General features: G+C 67.5%; 18 protein-coding genes. 7 read left to right on the forward strand and 11 right to left on the reverse strand.

Annotated features, from left to right (window positions below):
• Positions 1-135 precede the first annotated feature (135 nt).
• From ACSQ9E_RS19425 to ACSQ9E_RS19435, 3 genes are all read right to left on the reverse strand, one after another.
• Positions 136-1,332 (reverse strand): substrate-binding domain-containing protein, encoded by a 1,197-nt coding sequence (locus ACSQ9E_RS19425; RefSeq protein WP_428001878.1) that lies wholly within the window; start codon positions 1,330-1,332, stop codon positions 136-138.
• Between the two features lie 153 nt (positions 1,333-1,485).
• A complete protein-coding gene (locus ACSQ9E_RS19430) occupies positions 1,486-2,994 on the reverse strand; it encodes a sigma-54 interaction domain-containing protein (protein WP_436218880.1) in 1,509 nt (502 codons plus the stop codon).
• A gap of 61 nt (positions 2,995-3,055) precedes the next feature.
• Positions 3,056-3,679, reverse strand: coding sequence for a DUF2325 domain-containing protein (locus ACSQ9E_RS19435; RefSeq protein WP_436218881.1), 624 nt, complete (start codon positions 3,677-3,679; stop codon positions 3,056-3,058).
• Positions 3,680-4,259: 580 nt separating this feature from the next.
• On the opposite strand from ACSQ9E_RS19435, the gene ACSQ9E_RS19440 reads away from it, so the two are divergent.
• Complete coding sequence (locus tag ACSQ9E_RS19440; protein ID WP_157421818.1) at positions 4,260-4,565, forward strand: hypothetical protein; 306 nt, start codon at positions 4,260-4,262, stop codon at positions 4,563-4,565.
• 103 nt (positions 4,566-4,668) lie between these two features.
• Here the strand turns inward: ACSQ9E_RS19440 and ACSQ9E_RS19445 are convergent, their stop codons facing one another.
• Positions 4,669-5,448 (reverse strand): class I SAM-dependent methyltransferase, encoded by a 780-nt coding sequence (locus ACSQ9E_RS19445; protein WP_436218882.1) that lies wholly within the window; start codon positions 5,446-5,448, stop codon positions 4,669-4,671.
• Between the two features lie 100 nt (positions 5,449-5,548).
• Here ACSQ9E_RS19445 and ACSQ9E_RS19450 point away from each other — a divergent pair, with 100 nt between their 5' ends.
• Positions 5,549-6,436 (forward strand): LysR family transcriptional regulator, encoded by an 888-nt coding sequence (locus ACSQ9E_RS19450; RefSeq protein ID WP_436218883.1) that lies wholly within the window; start codon positions 5,549-5,551, stop codon positions 6,434-6,436.
• An 88-nt stretch (positions 6,437-6,524) separates the two neighbouring features.
• On the opposite strand, the gene ACSQ9E_RS19455 is transcribed toward ACSQ9E_RS19450, so the two are convergent.
• The 3 genes from ACSQ9E_RS19455 to ACSQ9E_RS19465 all read right to left on the reverse strand — a co-directional run bounded on the left by ACSQ9E_RS19455 (position 6,525) and on the right by ACSQ9E_RS19465 (position 9,658).
• Entirely contained in the window at positions 6,525-8,042 is a 1,518-nt protein-coding gene (locus ACSQ9E_RS19455) for a tripartite tricarboxylate transporter permease (protein WP_057201033.1), read from the reverse strand.
• A 12-nt stretch (positions 8,043-8,054) separates the two neighbouring features.
• Entirely contained in the window at positions 8,055-8,570 is a 516-nt protein-coding gene (locus ACSQ9E_RS19460) for a tripartite tricarboxylate transporter TctB family protein (protein WP_057201035.1), read from the reverse strand.
• Between the two features lie 128 nt (positions 8,571-8,698).
• Entirely contained in the window at positions 8,699-9,658 is a 960-nt protein-coding gene (locus ACSQ9E_RS19465) for a Bug family tripartite tricarboxylate transporter substrate binding protein (protein WP_057201037.1), read from the reverse strand.
• Between the two features lie 189 nt (positions 9,659-9,847).
• Between ACSQ9E_RS19465 and ACSQ9E_RS19470 the strand changes: the two genes are divergently transcribed.
• From ACSQ9E_RS19470 to ACSQ9E_RS19480, 3 genes are read left to right on the forward strand one after another with little or no spacing between them, the layout of a single operon-like run.
• Entirely contained in the window at positions 9,848-10,534 is a 687-nt protein-coding gene (locus ACSQ9E_RS19470) for a response regulator (RefSeq protein ID WP_436218884.1), read from the forward strand.
• A complete protein-coding gene (locus tag ACSQ9E_RS19475) occupies positions 10,531-12,006 on the forward strand; it encodes a sensor histidine kinase (protein ID WP_436218885.1) in 1,476 nt (491 codons plus the stop codon). The genes ACSQ9E_RS19470 and ACSQ9E_RS19475 overlap by 4 nt, the downstream gene beginning before the upstream one ends.
• Positions 12,003-12,428 carry an RNA-binding S4 domain-containing protein gene (locus ACSQ9E_RS19480; RefSeq protein WP_057201040.1) on the forward strand — a complete coding sequence of 142 codons (426 nt, stop codon included), beginning with the start codon at positions 12,003-12,005 and terminating at the stop codon, positions 12,426-12,428. The genes ACSQ9E_RS19475 and ACSQ9E_RS19480 overlap by 4 nt, the downstream gene beginning before the upstream one ends.
• Positions 12,429-12,448: 20 nt before the next feature.
• Here ACSQ9E_RS19480 and ACSQ9E_RS19485 read toward each other — a convergent pair whose 3' ends face one another.
• Complete coding sequence (locus tag ACSQ9E_RS19485; protein ID WP_436218886.1) at positions 12,449-13,258, reverse strand: hypothetical protein; 810 nt, start codon at positions 13,256-13,258, stop codon at positions 12,449-12,451.
• 130 nt (positions 13,259-13,388) lie between these two features.
• Here ACSQ9E_RS19485 and ACSQ9E_RS19490 point away from each other — a divergent pair, with 130 nt between their 5' ends.
• Positions 13,389-14,213, forward strand: coding sequence for a hypothetical protein (locus ACSQ9E_RS19490; protein ID WP_436218887.1), 825 nt, complete (start codon positions 13,389-13,391; stop codon positions 14,211-14,213).
• 8 nt (positions 14,214-14,221) lie between these two features.
• On the opposite strand, the gene ACSQ9E_RS19495 is transcribed toward ACSQ9E_RS19490, so the two are convergent.
• Positions 14,222-15,601, reverse strand: a complete 1,380-nt coding sequence (locus ACSQ9E_RS19495) for a heavy metal sensor histidine kinase (protein ID WP_436218888.1) — start codon at positions 15,599-15,601, stop codon at positions 14,222-14,224.
• Entirely contained in the window at positions 15,598-16,287 is a 690-nt protein-coding gene (locus ACSQ9E_RS19500) for a heavy metal response regulator transcription factor (RefSeq protein ID WP_436218889.1), read from the reverse strand. Before ACSQ9E_RS19500 ends, ACSQ9E_RS19495 begins: the two co-directional genes overlap by 4 nt.
• A gap of 127 nt (positions 16,288-16,414) precedes the next feature.
• Here ACSQ9E_RS19500 and ACSQ9E_RS19505 point away from each other — a divergent pair, with 127 nt between their 5' ends.
• Positions 16,415-16,753, forward strand: coding sequence for a DUF4148 domain-containing protein (locus ACSQ9E_RS19505; RefSeq protein WP_436218890.1), 339 nt, complete (start codon positions 16,415-16,417; stop codon positions 16,751-16,753).
• Between the two features lie 28 nt (positions 16,754-16,781).
• On the opposite strand, the gene ACSQ9E_RS19510 is transcribed toward ACSQ9E_RS19505, so the two are convergent.
• Positions 16,782-17,414 carry a hypothetical protein gene (locus tag ACSQ9E_RS19510; protein ID WP_436218891.1) on the reverse strand — a complete coding sequence of 211 codons (633 nt, stop codon included), beginning with the start codon at positions 17,412-17,414 and terminating at the stop codon, positions 16,782-16,784.
• Positions 17,415-17,552 lie beyond the last annotated feature (138 nt).

Here is a 17,552-nt window from a genome sequence, read left to right on the forward strand (position 1 = left end):
GAAAGTCTGACCCAGCCCCCGTGTAAATCCGGGGGTTCATGCATCAATTCACTGGAAAAAAAGGGGCGGCCGCCCCCGCGGGATGGATCCCCGCTGGGCTGAACGGACGTCAGCCAGCGGGGCCACGCAAACCGTTTATCGCTTGTTGCGAATCGGCACTTGCATCTCTTCAGGCTTGATCTCGCGCACCAGCTCGGGCACGCCCCAGGCAAAAGCCGGGTCCACCTTGATCTTGAAGTGGTACATGCTCTGCATGGCCTGGTGGTCTTCCTTGCGGAAGGTCATCTTGCCCTTGGGGGTCTCGAAGCTCATGCCTTCCATGGTCTTGATGAGCTTGTTGGTGTTGGTGTCGCCACCCGTGGCCTTGAGGGCCGTGACCAGCGCCATGGCCGAGCTGAAGCCACCGGCGGTGAAGAAGTCCGGCGGGGTCTTGAACTCCTTGTAGTGCGCGGCCACCAGGGCTTCGTTCACGGGATTCTTGGGGATGCCGAAGTAGTAGTAGGTCGCGCCTTCCATGCCGGGGAAGTTCTTGTAGGCGGCCATGGCCGGCAGAATGTTGCCGCCCGTGGCGATCTCGATGCCATAGCGCTTCAAGTCCATGTCGGCGATCTTGAACGGGTTGCCGGCGCCGGCCCAGATGATGAAGATGACCTTGCGGCCGGGCACGTCCTTGAGCTTGTCAATCAGGCGCTGGGCACCGGCGGTGAAGTCGGTGGTGGTGGTGGGCAGGTACTCTTCGTGGGCGAGCTTGGCGTTCTTGAGCGCGTCCTTGAAGGCCTTCACGCCATCGCGGCCGAAGGCATAGTCCTGTGCCAGCGTGGCCACGGTCACGCCGGCCTTGTCGATGGCCACGGCGTTGGAGATGGCGTCCTGGCTGCTGTTACGGCCGGTGCGAAAGATGTACTTGTTCCACTTGTCGCCGGTGATGGCGTCGGCCACGGCGGGCTCCACCAGCAGGATCTTCTTGTACTCCTCGGCCACGGGCAGCAGGGCCAGAGCGACGCCCGAGGACGTGGGGCCCACGGCGATGTCGGCCTTGTCGTCCGAGTAGGCCGAGGCCAGCAGGCTCTTGCCCAGGTCGGGCTTGCCCTGATCGTCCTTCTCGATCACGACGAGCTTCTTGCCGTTGACGGTCATGCTGCCGCCGGTGGCGTAGTTCAGGCCCATCAGCAGGCCGGTCTGGGTCTGCTTGCCATAGGCTTCGAGCGGGCCGGTCTTGCTGTAGATGTGGGCGATGCGGATCTCGCCGGACTGGGCGAACGCGGGTGCGGAAAGCGTGGCGGCTGCGGTAACGGCGGCGGTGGCGAGTGCGACCAGGGTGCGACGGTGCATGGCGATGTCTCCTTTGTAGTGATGCCTGAACATTGCACAGTTCATGCCAGCGCACAAGCTGTTGATTTGCAAGAAACTTTTGCTGACACCTGGACAGCAATGTCTGAATTTTATACAGTTGATTTGTCTGAATTTCAGGCATTTGCCTGAAATTCATTCAGGGTTTTCCAGACGTCCATAGAGTGTGGCGCGCGAGATTCCAAGCTGCCGCGCCGTGGCCAGCTTGTTGCCGCCATGGGCTTTCATGGCGGCGTGGATGGCGCGCTGCTCAAGCTCGGCCACCTGCTCGGCCAGGGGGCGCAGATAGCGCGATGCGTCCTCGGCCTCGGCCACCACCACGGTGGTGTCCTGCACCGGCGCGGCAGGCTCGACACCCGCCTCGCGCAGGATGCGCTCGAGCTGCGCGGCGTCGATGGACTGGCCTTCGCTGCGCATTACGGCCTGCTCGATCACGTTGCGCAGCTCGCGGATATTGCCGCGCCAGGGCTGGCCCGCCAACAGGGCCATGGCAGCGGGCAGCAGCTCGGGCGGCGGCGTGCCGTTGCGCAGCGCCAGGTCGTCACCCAGCGACTCCACCAGCGCCGGGATGTCGCTGCGCCGCGCGCGCAGGGGCGGCACGCGCACGGGCAGCACATGCAGGCGGTAGAACAGGTCTTCGCGAAAGCGCCCCTCGCGCACCAGCCCCGCCAGGTCGCGCGAGGTGGCTGCCAGAATGCGCACGTTGAACGGCACCAGCTTGTTGGAGCCCAGGGGCTCGATCTCGCCCTCCTGCAGCGCGCGCAAAAGCTTGGCCTGCAGGCTTTGAGGCATGTCGCCGATTTCATCGAGGAACAGCGTGCCGCCATCGGCCAGCTTGAACTTGCCATCGCGCCCCTTGGCCGATGCGCCGGTGTAGGCCCCGGGTGCCACGCCAAAGAACTCGGCCTCCAGCAGCGTGTCGGGCACGGCGGCGATGTTCACGCTCACAAAGGGGCCGCTGGCACGGCTGGATGCGGCGTGGATGGCATGGGCCAGCAGTTCCTTGCCCGTGCCCGTCTCGCCCAACAGCAGCACCGGGCTGCTGGACTGCGCGGCACGCCGCGCCTGGCGCTTGACCTCGGCGGCGGCGGGGCTCGACCCGATGAAGCTGGCAAAGGTGTACTTGGCGCGCCGCTCACCATCGCCCGCCACGGCCAGGGTGCGCCGGCGCTGGCTGGCCAGCTCGCGCCGCGCATCGTCGAGGTCGCGCTGCAGCAGCGCGAACTTGCTGATCAGCGGCTGCAGCGTGGTCTCGGGGTGGTCGAACAGCACGATGCCGATGGCACCGATGACGGCGCCCGCATCGTCGCGCAGCGGGATGCGGCTGACCACGAAGGTGCCGGCCTTGTTGGTCAGCAGGTCGATCAGCACCGGGTTGCCCGTCTCCAGCACGCGGCGCATGCCGGTGTTGGGGATCACCTCCTCCACCATGCGGCCCACAAACTGGTCCACCGACGAGAAACCCAGGTCGGGCAGGAAGCGCTGGTAGCCCTCGTTGACCCAGACGATGCGCCCGCTCAGGTCCACCAGGAACATGCCCTGGCTGACGCTGGAGAACAGGTGGAACATGGACCGCGCCGCGAGTTCGAGAATGCCCTGGGCATCCAGCGGCAGTGCGGGGGCGTCGTCGATGAGCAGGGGCATATGCGGATGGTAGCGCGGCGCCACCACCACACCATCGGCAGCCGCGCCCCTGCGCGCACGGTCATTCGGGCGTGGTAGCGGTCTCCACGGCCTGCACGCCACTCACCGCCCGCAGGCCGCGCGCCATGCGCAGCACCACCACGGGCTGTGCCTTGTCGACCGCACCGGCGCCCAGCGGCTGGTCCATCAGGATGCAGGGCTTGCCGGTGCGCCGGCAGTGGTCCTGCACGCGCCAGTATTCGTCGTGGCTGATGCAGCCCGTCTGGCAGATCACGAGGTCGGCCGCAGCCAGGCTGGAGTCCAGCGCCGGATTGTCGGTTCCGTCCACGGCCGCAGCCGGGGCCGGCGCAATGCCTTGCTCTTCAGGGGCCGCCGCCACCGCCTGCAGGCGCCAGCGCAGGCACTCGCGCGAGAGGCTGGCAATGCGCTCGGCCAGCGTTGCAATGTGCCGCGCCATGTCCCGGCGGCGCCTGAGCCCCGGCTGCGCGGCCTGCAGCTGCGCCAGGTCATCCTGCGCCAAGGCCAGCCGCGTATCGCGCACCACCACCGCCGCCCGCAGCCGCACCACCTCGGCCCGCAACTGCACCAATTCAACAGCCTGTTCGGCCAGGGCGGCACTGCAGCGCGTCTGCGCCTCACCCAGCTGGCGGCACAGCACCAGGAACTCCTCGGACAGGGAATGCATGCACCATCCTTCTTAATAAGAATGATTCGCATTTTATGGTATGATTCAGCCGTCTGAGCAAGCCACCTGGTGGGGGATACCGGGGTAGCAGACCCCGGTATCTGGCTTGCGAAGTTTGCTGGGCGGGCTAGGCCAAGGTGTACCCAGGACCATCCAGGTACGCCAAGGCCTGCCCGCCGCCCCTGCAAACCAGGGGCGTGCTGCTGCAGCGGCGTCTGCGCAATGCCCCGGATCAATGCACCACGCAGAGGTGCCCGGGACGTGGCTGTCATCCTTGACTGGACTCACGGCATCGCTGCGTCGAAAAAGCAAAAAGCATGTGCGTGCATGCCAGGCCCCTGACCGTATCGCCCGCGAATGGCCATGCTGCGATGGACAATGGGGCGCCCAGCGAACTGCTCCTCCTCTCCCGCTTCTGGGGGATACCGCAGCCCATCGTCTTGCGCTCCAATCCTGTCGACGCCTCGGTTCATGCAATGCCATGGACCGATCCGCACCCTGATTGCCCCCAGCCTCTGGCGACGGTGCTGGCATGCGGGATGCCACCCTCCTTCGACGAAGCAACTGTTACGCCCGAACCGTGATCACCGCCTTGTTTGAATTCACCCGTGCCAGCGCGCAGGGAGCCCCCACAGGCGTGACGGCATCCACCGACGCCCATGCCGTGCTCCTCAATTGGTCGATGGCACCCGAGCGTTCATTCCATCCGGTTCTGGACCTTCCCGACCTGTTGGTGGCCTCTCTCACCTGGGACGAGCGCAACGATGCCGCATCCAGAAACGACCTCGACTCGTGGTGCCACAGGTTGGGCATCTCGGTGTCCTCCGCACTGCGTATGGCACTCAATGACGAGCAAGATCCCGTGGACCTTCTGTCTCCCAATTAGGCGCTGAACAGAACACCATCAACAGGACCCAGGGGCAGACGGGCAGGCGAGACTCTGCTGCCGCCAGCGGGGCGCTGCTCCCCCCTTGGCACTTGCATGGGGTTCACGGGTTGCTGCGGTTGATGAAGTTGTCGGGGCCACGGTCGCCGAGCTTGGGCAACAGCCTGCTCGGAGCGTAGGGAAACTCGGGCGGCTTGCGGGCCACGATGAAAAGCCGGATGTCCTTGCCCCGGGTGCCGTGCCGTTCGGCGGCAACGATCTCCATGCCCTGCCGGGCGATGGCCGAGTGCAGCCCTGGCCCCTCGAAACTCAGCACGTGGGGCGCCTTGCCGATGGCGCGCATCAGCGGCAGCGCAAGCCAGGGGATGAGCGGGTTCATCTCGGCGATGCAGGGCGTCTTCGAGATCAACAGCCCGCCGGGCCGCAGGGCCTGCATCGCCAGCTGCAGCGTGTGATCGAGGTCTCCCACCAGGTGCAGCACGCTGAAGGCCAACACCACGTCGTAGTTGCCCTGCCCAAGCCCCGGCGCATCTGCGTCGGCCACCGCGAAGCTCAGCTGCGGCACCGGCTGGGCCGCCAGCTTGCCCTGGGCGATGGCGATCATGCCGGTCGAGACGTCGGTCGCCAGCAGGCGCCGGGTGAAGGGCGCCAGGCGCAGCGCGGTAGTCCCCGTGCCACAGCCGATCTCCAGCACATCCTGCTCGGCCGACAGCAGGGCCTGCACGCGCTGCAGCGTGGTCTCATAGCCTGGCATGTCGGCAATCGGATCGGCCGCGTACTTGGGGGCGATGCGGTCCCAGAAACGGGCCTTGCGGGCAGTCGACGCGTTCGCTTGCGGGGGTGGTAGTGCGCCGGCAGGCTCAGCGGTGGTGGTGATGGGCATAAAGTGCGGCAACGGTCTTGCAATGGACAGCACTGGATGCTATCCATGCACTTCACCCTGGGGAATTGCCGCAAATTGCAGTGAACATATACATTTATGCATGGATAAATTGGACTGGAACCAGCTCAAGGCGTTTCTGGAGACGGCTGAAACCGGCTCGCTGTCGGCCGCCGCCCGCAAGCTGGGCCTGACCCAGCCTACCCTGAGCCGCCAGGTCGCCGCCATCGAGCAACGCATGGGCGTGACCCTGTTCGAGCGCGTGGGCAAGGCCATGGCGCTGACCCCCACGGGGCTGGACCTGCTGGAGCACGCCCGTGCCATGGGCGCGGCGGCCCAGGCCCTGGGCGTGGCGGCCAGCGGGCGCTCGCAGGCGGTGGGCGGCGTGGTGTCGGTGTCGGCCAGCGATGCCGTGGCCTCGTACCTGCTGCCTCCGCTGGTGCGGCGCCTGCGCGAACAGGAGCCAGGCATCAGCATCGAGGTGATCCCGTCCAATGCATTCAGCGATCTGCTGCGCCGCGAGGCCGACATCGCCATCCGCCATGCCAAGCCCGAGCAGCCGGAGCTGATCGCCCGTCTGATCCGCGATGCATCGGCCTGCTTCTATGCGTCCGAAGACTGGGTCAGGACCCACGGCCACCCGCGCAGCGCCGAAGAGGCAGCCGCCCTGCCCTTCGTGGGCTCGGACCGCTCAGGCCAGTACCTGGGCTACCTGCGCCAGCACGGCTTGCCCCTGACCGAGGCCAACTTCAGCTGCTACGCCGACCACACGGTGGCCCACTGGGCACTGGTGCGCCAGGGCATGGGCATCGGTGCCATGATGGACGAGATCGCCCAGGCCACGCCGGGCATCGTGCGCGTGCTCGATGACGTGCCGCCCGTGATCTTCCCGATCTGGCTGGTCACCCACCGCGAGCTGCGCACGGCACGGCGCATTCGGGTGGTTTTCGAGGCGCTGGCGCAGGGGCTGCAAGAGGGATGCACGCCCTGAGCCGTTCCACGCCCTCGCACGCCGATGAAAAAAGGGCGGCACCGCAGAAACTGCCGTGCCGCCCCAACTACCCAAAACAGGTTAGCCCTCAGCCCGCAGCTGTGCCCCCCTCGGCCGCCGCCTTGCGCGCTGCCCAGCGGCGCGCCACGCGCGGCAGGATCAGCACGGCCAGCACGATGACCATCAGGGTCAGCGAGCCTGGGCGCTCCAGGAAGATGGTCCATTTGCCTTCGCCGATGGCGACCGCATTGCGCATCTGCGCTTCGGCCAGAGGGCCCAGGATCATGCCCACCACCACAGGGGCGGCCGGGAAGTCGAAACGGCGCATGACCACACCCAGCAGGCCGATGGCGTACAGCAGCACCAGGTCGAACGCACTCTGGCGCATACCGTACACGCCCAGCGTGGCAAACACCAGGATGCCTGCGTACAGGTACGACTTGGGGATCTTGAGCAGCTTGACCCACAGGCCCACCAGCGGCAGGTTCAGGATCAGCAGCATCACGTTACCGATGTACATCGACGCGATCAGCGCCCAGACCAGTGCACCGTTGCTGCTGAACAGCTGCGGGCCAGGCTGGATGCCGTAGTTCTGGAACGCGCCCAGCAGAATGGCCGTGGTGTTGGACGTGGGGATGCCCAGCGTCAGCAGCGGGATCAGCGTGGCCGTGATGGCCGCATTGTTCGCAGCCTCGGGGCCGGCCACGCCTTCGATGGCGCCGATGGTGCCAAACTCTTCCTTGTGCTTGCTCAGCTTCTTCTCGGCCGCATAGCTCAGGAAGGTCGGTATCTCGCTGCCGCCCGCCGGCACGGTGCCGAACGGGAAGCCGATGGCCGTGGCACGCAGCCAGGCCGGCCACGAGCGGCGCCACTCTTCCTTGGTCATGTGGGTGCTGGTCAGCGTGTTCTGCGTCTCGGCGGTCTTGCCCTCGTACATCACGTTGTACAAGGCCTCGCCCACGGCGAACAGGCCCACGGCGATCAGCACCACCTCGATGCCGTCCATCAGCTCGGGCACACCTGCGGTGTAGCGCGCCTGTGCGGTCAACTGGTCGATGCCGATCAGGCCCAGGGCCAGGCCGACGAACAGCGCCACCATGCCGCGCAGCGTGCTCTTGCCCAGCACCGCACTCACCGTGGTGAAGGCCAGCACCATGAGCATGAAGTACTCGGGTGGGCCCAGGCGCACGGCGTACTCGGCCACCACCGGCGCAAAGAAGGTCACCAGCACCGTGGCAATGGTGCCCGCCACAAACGAGCCGATGGCCGCCGTGGCCAGCGCCGCACCGGCGCGGCCGTTCTTGGCCATCTTGTTGCCCTCCATGGCCGTGACCATGGACCCGGCCTCACCGGGCGTGTTGAGCAGGATGGAGGTGGTCGAGCCACCGTACATGGCGCCGTAGTAGATGCCGGCAAAGAAGATCATCGACGCGGTGGCTTCCACCTTGACGGTGATGGGCAGCAGCATGGCCACAGCCACGGCCGGCCCAATGCCAGGCAGCACGCCCACGGCCGTGCCGATGATGCATCCGACGAAGGCCCACATCAGGTTGATGGGGGTGGCCGCAGTGGCGAAGCCCTGCAGCAGGAGGTTCCAGGTGTCCATGGTGAGCAGGCTTTACAGCCACCCCGTGTTCGTGAGGCCGGGCAGATTGATCGCCAGCAGTTGGGTAAACATCCAGAACACCGGCGCGGCCACGGCCACACCGATGAGCAGGTCCTTGATCCAGGCCTTGGGGCTCAGATCGAGCTTGTCTTCAGCGCTCTTGAAGCCGCGCACCGCCAGCACGAAGCACAGCGCACAGCTCAGGATGAAGCCCAGCGTGGTGATCAGCATGGCATTGAGCAGCAGGCCAGCGGAAACCCAGATGAAGCCCTTCCAGTGGGCGCTTTCGTCGCCCGAGCCTTCCTCCAGGTCGCGAAAGCCCCCGGTGCGCGCATGCACCACGCACAGCACGCCGCAAATCACCAGCACCACGGCCACGACCCAGGGAAAGAAGTTGGGGCCCACGCCGCCATAGCCCGCCTCGGAGCTGATGGAGGTGGCACCATAGGCCAGCAGACAGCCCAGCAGCAGCGTGCCGGCGCCGATAACGGTCTGAAGGACTGCCGAGCGAGAGGAATGTTGTGTCATGTTTTTATCCCGCAAAAAGGGCGGCGCGCCCAGCACTGTTGCCAGCACCACATGCGCGCCGCCCGGAGGGTGCGAAGAGGATGGAAGGAGCCCCGGGCGCCAGGCCCGGGCAAAACCTCAATCCCCGGTCAGATCATCCCGGACTTGGCCATCGTGGCGCGCAGGCTGGCGAACTCGGCGTCCACGAAGTTGGAGAAGTCGTCGCCGGCCAGCCATGCGGGCGTCCAGCCGTTCTTCTCCATCGCATCCTGCCAGGACTTGTGCTTGTAGGTCTTGGACAGCGCGTCCACCAGCTCCTTGCGCTGCTCGGCGGTGATGCCAGCCGCGCCGTAAACGCCGCGCCAGTTGCCGATTTCCACATTGATGCCCTGCTCCTTGAGCGTGGGCACGTTCACGCCCTTCAGGCGCGTCGCCGACGTCACGCCCACGGCGCGCATCTTGCCGGCGGTGATGTACTCAGCAAACTCGCTGTAGCCGCTTCCGCCCACAGTGACGTTGCCGCCCAGGATGGCGGCGGTGGCCTCACCGCCCCCACGGAAAGCCACGTAGTTGATCTTGGATGGATCCACACCCACTTCGCGGGCGATCATGGCAGCCGCGATGTGCTCGGTGGACCCACGCGAACCACCGCCCCACTTCACGCTGCCGGGGTCCTTCTTGAGCTGGTCGACCACATCCTTCATGGTCTTGAAGGGCGAGCTGGCGGGCAGCACGAACACGTTGTACTCGCTGCTCAGGCGCGCCAGCGGCGTCACCTTGTCCAGGCCCACCGGCGGCTTGCCGGTGATGATGCCGCCCAGCATCACCGCGCCCATGGTCATCAGGGCATTCGGGTCGCCCTTGCTGGCGTTGGCGAACTGCGCCAGGCCAATGGCACCGGCGGCGCCGCCCTTGTTGTCATAGTTGACCGAGCTGGCCACACCTGCGTCCTGCATGGCCTTGCCCAGGGCACGGCCTGTGGTGTCCCAGCCACCGCCGGGGTTGGCGGGGATCATCATCTTGATGGCTGCAGCGGCCTGGGCGGTCAGCGGCAAGGCGCCGGCTGCCGCCATGGCGGCCAGGGACTTGAGGAAGGTATCGCGACGCATTGTTGTCTCCTTGGATGATTGGCGAACCTGTCGATGATGCGCGCCCTGCCTGTCAAACGGCTGTCCACAAAGTAAGGGAAAACCCCCTGTGTCGCTTCGCGCCTTCCCCCTGAAGGGGGACGCACCCCGGTGCGGCGGGGCGGCCACAGGAGCACCCAAACCCCCTTGTAGAGTGATATGGTCCCGCGCATGAAACTGCTTCTTGTCGAAGACGACCCCACCATGCAGGCCACGCTGCACCGGGCCCTGAGCCGCCGCGGCATGGAGGTGACGCCCGTGGGCGATGGCCGCGTCGCTCTGGCGCAGTGGGCCGCGCAGCCGCCCGATGCGGTGGTGCTGGACCTGACCCTGCCCGGCCTGGACGGCCTGCAGGTGCTGCAGCAGGCGCGCACGCGCGGGCTGCGCACGCCGGTGATCATCCTCACGGCGCGCGGCACGGTGGGCGACCGCATCATGGGCCTCAATTCGGGTGCCGACGACTACCTGCCCAAGCCTTTCGACCTCGACGAGCTCGAGGCCCGCCTGCGCGCGCTGGTGCGACGCAGCGCCGACTCGGTGGCCAGCAATGCCCTGCCCCCCAGCGTGCAGCAGATCGGGGCCATCCGCTACGACACCAACAGCGGCGCCATCTACCTGGGCGGCGAGGTGATGGAGTTCACCCCGCGCGAGCTGGCGTTGATGCATGCGCTGCTGGCACAGCCCGGCCACGCGGTGACCAAGGAGCGGCTCTACGAGCTGGTGTTCCCGGGCCAGCTCGACGTGCAGTACGAGGCCATCGAAGTGGTGGTCTACCGGCTGCGCAAGAAGCTCACCGGCACAGGCCTGACGCTGATGACCCTGCGCGGCCTGGGCTACCTGCTGCGGACGGATGCATGAAGCAGCAGCACTCGGTTGCCCCCCGCACACCCCCCACGCTGCGGCCCCACTCGCTGCGTCGGCGCCTGCTGCTGGGCATCCTGGTGCCAGTGGCGGTGTTCATCACCTACAACACCTACAGCCTGTACCACCAGACCCTGGACTCGCTGCACACGGCCTACGACCGCACCCTGCTGGCATCGGCAAAGAGCATCAGCGAGCAGCTGGACGTGACGGGTTACGAGGAAGCCGCTCACCTGCGCGCCACGGTGCCCTACTCGGCGCTGGAGGCTTTCGAGGCCGACAACCAGAGCCGCATGTACTACCGCGTCTCCAGCCTGCAGGGCGAGCTGATCTCGGGCTTTGACGAGCTGCCGCCGTGGAGCGGCACCATCCCGGCACGCCCGCCGTATGCCGCGCTGGTGGACTTCTACGATGACACCTTCCGCGGCATGCCGGTGCGCGTGGCCGTGCTGCTGCAGCCGGTGGCCAGCTCCAAAGGGCGTGCCATGGCCGTGATCCAGGTGGCCGAGACGCTGGAGGTGCGCGAGACCCTGGCCCTGCAGATCCTGCGCAACACCCTGCTGCGCCAGGCATTCCTGATCGCCGTGATCGGCCTCACCGTGGTGGTGGTGGTGCAGCGCGCCACCCAACCCGTGCGCCAGCTCAGCCAGGAACTGCAGGCCCGCCAGGAGGGCGACCTGAGCCCCATCACCGCGCCTGCAGCGCCGCGCGAACTGCAGCCCCTGATCGAGGCCACCAACGAATTCCTGCAGCGCCTGCGCCACCTGCTGCGCCACCAGAAACGCTTCGTGCGCGATGCCTCGCACCAGTTGCGCACACCGCTGGCGGTGCTCAAGACGCAGGTGCAGTCGGCCCTGCGCGGTGACATGCCGGCCGAGCAGGCGCTGCACGAGATCCGCGACACCGTGGACCGCGCCACGCAGCTGGCCAACCAGATGCTGGCGCTGGCCAAGGTGGAGCAGTTGCGCCAGCAGAGCGCGCCACCCGTCACGCGCTTCGACGAGATCCTGCGCGGCGTGGCGCTCGACATCTCGCCCCTGATCGCCCAGCGCGACCTCGACTTCGGCATCCACACCGACGCCGCCCCCATAGAGGCGCACGAGTGGATGCTGCGCGAGCTGACCCGCAACCTGCTGCACAACGCCGTGCGCCACGCCCCGCCGGGCAGCGAGCTATCGGTGGAGCTGCGCACCGATGGGCGCCATGCAGCGCTGACGGTAAGCGACCAGGGCCCGGGCATCGACGATGAGCTGGCGCTGCGCCTGTTTCAGCCATTCTCGGCCGGCGACGTGCGCACCGGCAGCGGCCTGGGCCTGGCCATCTGCCAGGAGATCGTGCTCGCGCTCTCGGGCACCATCTCCTTGACCAACCGCACCCAGGCCGGCCGCGTGCTGGGGCTGGACGCGGTGGTAAGGCTACCCCTGGCCCACAACATGGGCATGCCGGACGCGGCACAATCACCCGCATGACCCCCACCGAGACGATGCGCCTGGACAAGTGGCTCTGGTGCGCCCGCTTTTACAAGACCCGCGGCCTGGCCACCGAAGAGATCGGCAAGGGCCGCGTCACCGTCAACGGCCAGGCCGCCAAGCCCGCGCGCGATGTGCGCCCCGGCGATACCGTGGCCCTGCGCCAGGGCCCCGTGGCCCGCACGGTGACCGTGCGCGCCCTGAGCGGCGCGCGCGGCCCCGCGCCCGTGGCCCAGCTGCTGTACGAGGAAACCGCCGAGAGCATCGCCGCGCGCGAGGCCGCGGCCGAACAGCGCCGTCTGGCCCCCGAACCCGCCGCCGCGCAGCAGGAAGGCCGCCCCACCAAGCGTGACCGGCGCAACATCGAGCGCGTGAGCGCGCCGGACTGGGGCAGCCGCTGGAGCGCGTCGATTGACGAGTGAGCCCCGAACGAAGGCCCCGCCTACAGATACTTGCTGCGGACCATTTCGATGGTCTGCGAACACAGCGAGGGGTCGCCGTCGGACAGGGAAGGCAGTTCCACGCAGGTGGACAGCGGCATGCGGAAGGGGTCGCTCCGGTTCTGGTCCACCGCGACCATGCTGCCGTCTTCCGTGCGCACATGGTAGCGCGTGCGAAACGATGGGGTGGGCGGCCGGTCCATCGCCGAGCCCGCCACCGCACCCAGCACGCCCGCGAGCACCTGCATGCCGGCCGAGTAGTTGTTGCCCGGGCGAAACGCCCGGTCGACATACGCGGCCTGGCCCAAGACACCGCCGAGCACCGCCCCGCCCGTGGTGCCGGGCGTGGACTCATCCACTGTCTGGGCGTCCGCAATCCAGCCGTACCGGCCCGCGTGCAGCAGCTCCACCCTCCACTTCGACGAAATGGCCAGGCGCTCATCGTCCGCCAGGCCTGCCCAGATGGCGGGCTTGATGCGGGCGATCCGCCGCATGGATTCTGGTACGGGCCCACGGTAGACGGGATCGAAGGGCTCGGCCGACACGGGAAGGGTGGGCGCATAGCTGAGCGCCCGCTCCGCCTGCCGCACGGATTGGTTGAGTGCCAGGATCTCGTAGCCCAGCAGGTCCGCGTCGGCGGCGGTGGGGTCGGCCGTCAGGCGGGCCCGCAGCAGGGCACGGCGGACGCTGACATCTTCCAGTTGCCTTTCCAGCACCTCCCATTGAATGGTGGGCGGCGCAGCCCAGGCCGCCGGGAACATCCCCAGCAGCGCCACGCACCCGCACAAGCCCACCCGCCCGAATCGCCGCATTTCTGCCTCGCTTTGCCCCACGCCAACCGCAGCGCGGTACTGCGCATCATACAAATCCTGCGCACTGCGGACGCTCAGTGTCGTGGCCCCTAGAATTGATCGTCCAGACAGCCCCGCCACCTTGCCGCCCATGCCCCACAACGTCCCTTGGCGCAGCGCCGTACCACTTGCCCTGGCAGTTGCCACGACCCTGGTGACCGCACAGCCGTCGGACCTGCTACTGGAGGCCTGCAACCGCCTGCCCGATGCAAAGAAGCGGTTGGCGTGCTTCAAGGAAGCCACCAGGAGGCCTGCGGATGCATTGACTACGGCCACGCCCACACCTTCGCCCGCATCCACGCCTGCCGCGGCACCCAACCCGGCGCCCGCACCCACCACAGCGCAGCTCCCGCCTCTGCCCCTGGCCGAAGCAGTGCGCCTGTGCACGCGGCTGATCACCGTGGCCCAGGGACGCGAGGCCGAGGCCACCGAAAGCGCCGAAGCCTCGTCGGCCAGCGAAATGTCCGTGACCTGGCCCGCGCTGTCCGGCAAGAAGCCGGTGTACTGCAACCTGGGTCGTGCAGATCACCGGATCACGTCCATCACCAGCAACGGCAAGGTGGCCAGTGGCGCCCTGCTCGACAGCATGCACGCGCGCACCACGCAGCGCGAGGAAATCCAGGCAGGCAACTACGCCCGGTTCCTCGCTGGTGCCACGAAGGCCCTCACCTCCCGGATGCAAGACCCCGACGCCGCCCAGTTCCGCAACCTGTTCGTCAGCGATGGCCCACTGCACATGCTGTGCGGCGAGATCGATGCACGCAATGCGTTCGGCGCGTACGAGGGGTTCCGGCGCTTCTACGCATCGGGCGATCCGGAATTCCACGCCATCGAAAGCCGCAAGACGACCCGGGTGTTCGAAGCCACCTGGGCATCGGTGTGCGCGCGCAAGATGGCGGATATTGCCGCGCTCTGAGCCGGCAACTACCCGGCAGCCAATACCAGCCCGATGCGCGTGACGCCCCCGGCCGAGCTGGCCACCGCGCACCCGCCATGCATGCGGGCAATCGCATCCGTGATCGCCAGGCCCAGGCCGTGGTTCTTCTGGCCATGGCTGCGCGCAGTGTCACCCCGAAAGAAACGGTCGAACAGCCGCTCCAGCACCTGGGGATGCACATCGGGGCCGGTGTTTTCCACCACCAATTGCACGGCCCCTGCAGGCTGCTGGGCAATGCGCACCCGCACCGCACTGCCCGGTGCGGCGTAGCGCGTGGCATTGCCGATCAGGTTGGACAGGGCGCGGTGCAGCAGCGGCACGTCGAAGTCGCCTGCGGCATCGCCCACGACCTGCAGGGTGAGCCCCGCATCCTGCAGCGCAGCCTCGTGGTAGTCGCCCACCTGCGCGGCCACGGCGGCCAGGCTGGCCACCGGCGCGCGGCGCGCACGGGCGCCCCGATCAGCTTGCGAGAGGAACAGCATGTCGCTCACGATGCTTGTGAGGCGGTGTAGCTCTTCGAGGTTGGACGACAGCACCTCGGCCACTTCGCCCCCGCCTTGCGGGCCACGGTCCCTGCCCTGCTTGCGCAGGGCCAGCTCGTTGCTGGCCAACAGAGTGGCCAGCGGCGTGCACAGCTCGTGGGCCACGTCGGCGTTGAAGCCCTCCATCTGTGCATAGGCCTTTTCCAGCCGGCCCAGGAGCGCGTTGAACTGCTCGACCAGCGGCTGCAGTTCGGCCGGTTGCCCTGCGCCGTCGAGCCGCTGGTGCAGCGTGGAGGCAGACAGCTGGCGCGTTTGCGCGGCCATCTGCCGCACAGGTGCCAGGCCCAGATGCACCAGCGTGAAGCCACCCAGCGAGACGACCACAGTGCCAGCCAGGGCCGCCAGCACCAGGGTGGCCGCCAGGCGGCCGAGCAGTAGATCGTCGGGCTGCACATCCATGCGCAGCTGCACCTGGAGCGTGGCTGCGGTCTGCGATGGCGCGGCGGCCGCACGGGCCACTTCGAAGCGCAGCTCGCGCCAGGCCGCAAGGGGCCTGGCATAGGGCGCCGGTGGGTACACCTGCTGCCCATCGGGCCCGGTGACCTGCAGGCGGAAGTTCTCATGCCCGGCGAGGAAGTCATCGAGCGCATGCCGGCCCTGGGGCATGGAGGCGGCATGCCCCTCTTCGCTGCCCAGCAGATGCCGCAGGATGCCTTCTTTCTGCCGCAGTGCATCGTCCTGCCGGGCTCCGAAACCTGCGGCCGTGACCAGGTAGACCACCAGGCAGACAGCGCCCAGCCCGGCAAAGCTCTGCACCGCCAGCCACCAAGACAGCCGGCTGCGCAGCGAGCCCGGCGACACCGGCGCCGGTGCGCCCTCCCTCATGGCGCGCGCTCCTCCAGCACATAGCCCATGCCGCGGATGGTGTGCAACAGGGGCGCAGGGAAGGGCACGTCCATCTTGCTGCGCAGCCTGCGCACCGCGACCTCGACCACGTTGGTCTCGCTGTCGAAATTCATGTCCCAGACCTGCGAGGCGATCTCGGTGCGCGACAGCACCTCGCCCTGGCGGCGCAGAAACAGCGTGAGCAGCAGGAACTCCTGCGCCGTCAAGGCCAGTGCCTGGCCAGCGCGCGAGGCCTTGCGGCGCAGCAGATCAAGCTCCAGGTCGGCCAGCCGCAGCAGTGCCGCAGACTCCCCCGCCGGCACGCCGGCCTGGCCACGCCGCACGATGGCCTCGATGCGGGCCACCAGCTCCGAGAACGCAAAGGGCTTGACCAGGTAGTCATCCGCCCCGGTCTGCAGGCCACGCACGCGGTCGTCCACCCCGACACGTGCGGTGAGCATGAGCACAGGGGTCTGGCGCGTCTTGCGCAGTGCGGCCAGCAGGCTCAGGCCGTCGATGCCGGGCAGCATCACGTCGAGCACCAGCGCGGCGTAGTCGCCCTGCAGCGCCAGGTGCAGGCCATCGACACCATCGTGCGCCACGTCGACCACGTGGCCCGCCTCGGTGAGCCCCTTGCGCAGGTACTGCGCGAGCTTGACCTCGTCCTCGATAAGCAGGATTTTCATGCCCGGATTGTCGAAGAACCGGGTCTGCACGCGGATTACAAATTCGTCATCTGCGCGTGGGGGTTTGGACGGTGGTGGCTTTCTACAGTGAGGTCCATTCACCCAACCAACCGAAAGGATACAGACCATGACCACCGCACGCAAAGCCCTCCTCCTGTCGCTGGCCGCCCTGACCATCGCGGCCCCCGTTCAAGCCTCGGCGGTGTACCACCCGGCCGGCGGAGAGATCGGCTACACCCGGCACCCCGACCACCAGCAGGCCAGCAACCGCCAGCGCAGCGAACTGCTCGGCGAGATCGAGGCCGCCCGCAAGGACGGCACCCTGGCCCTGCTTTCGCGCGGCATGGCACTGCCAACGCCAAAGACGGCCCCTGCCAAGACCCGGGAGCAGGTGCAGGATGAATACCTCGGCATGACCGACGCCGAGAAGCGGCGCCTGCAGGAGATGCATGGCGCGGGCGGTTGAGCCACCGCAGCGCGCGGTTGATGAGACGTCACGTCCCCGCAATGATGTGTGCCACGTGCGTGAAGATCTGGATACTGTAGGCTTGGCTGGGGTGCACGATGTCGCCGGTGACGCCGTCCCAGTCGCTGATGGTCACGCCGTTACGGACGTCCACATAGGGGTAGTCCTGGTAGGCACAAGTCTGGCGCAGCAGCTCGGCCACGGCGGCGATGCCGGACACCCTGGCCAGGTAGCCCGAATCCCAGAAGCTCGTGCCCAGGGGCTCGTAGGCATATGAAGAGGCCACGTTCACGTCGATCACGCCCACGAAGCCGAAGGCCTTGCCGGCCAGCTTGCAGATAGACGCCACGCGCTTCACGTTGGCGGGCAGGACTTCGGGGTCCGCACTGTCGTTGCCGCCCAGGTTGATCAGCACGGCCCCCGCATCGGTTGCCGCCAGCAGGTCGGCCAGGGCGATGCCGCCCGGTAGCCCGGCCAACGCACGCTCGGCAGGGTCATCCGAGAGCAGCAGCGCGAAGCTGGCGCCCGGCATGGAATGGTCGTAGCAGAAGTCATAGACCGCCTGGGCGGTGTTCAGTGTTTGGCGCGGCGGGACGGCCAGGCGCCCCGCGCCCTGAGCGCCGTAGAGGACCGAGTCTCCGATGAGCATGGCTTTGATCATTCAGGTTCCTGCAAAAACGCCGCGATGGGACAAGGGAGGCGTACAGGACCTGATTGAACTGCAAGGCGCGCAGAAAAGTTGTGAGAACCTGTTTTTTTGGGTGCCGGACTCCGGTGCCGGCCCGGCCGCAAAAGCCGG

The sequence above is a fragment of the Acidovorax sp. LjRoot118 genome, from assembly GCF_964253575.1.
In the GTDB taxonomy this organism is placed as follows: domain Bacteria; phylum Pseudomonadota; class Gammaproteobacteria; order Burkholderiales; family Burkholderiaceae_C; genus Acidovorax.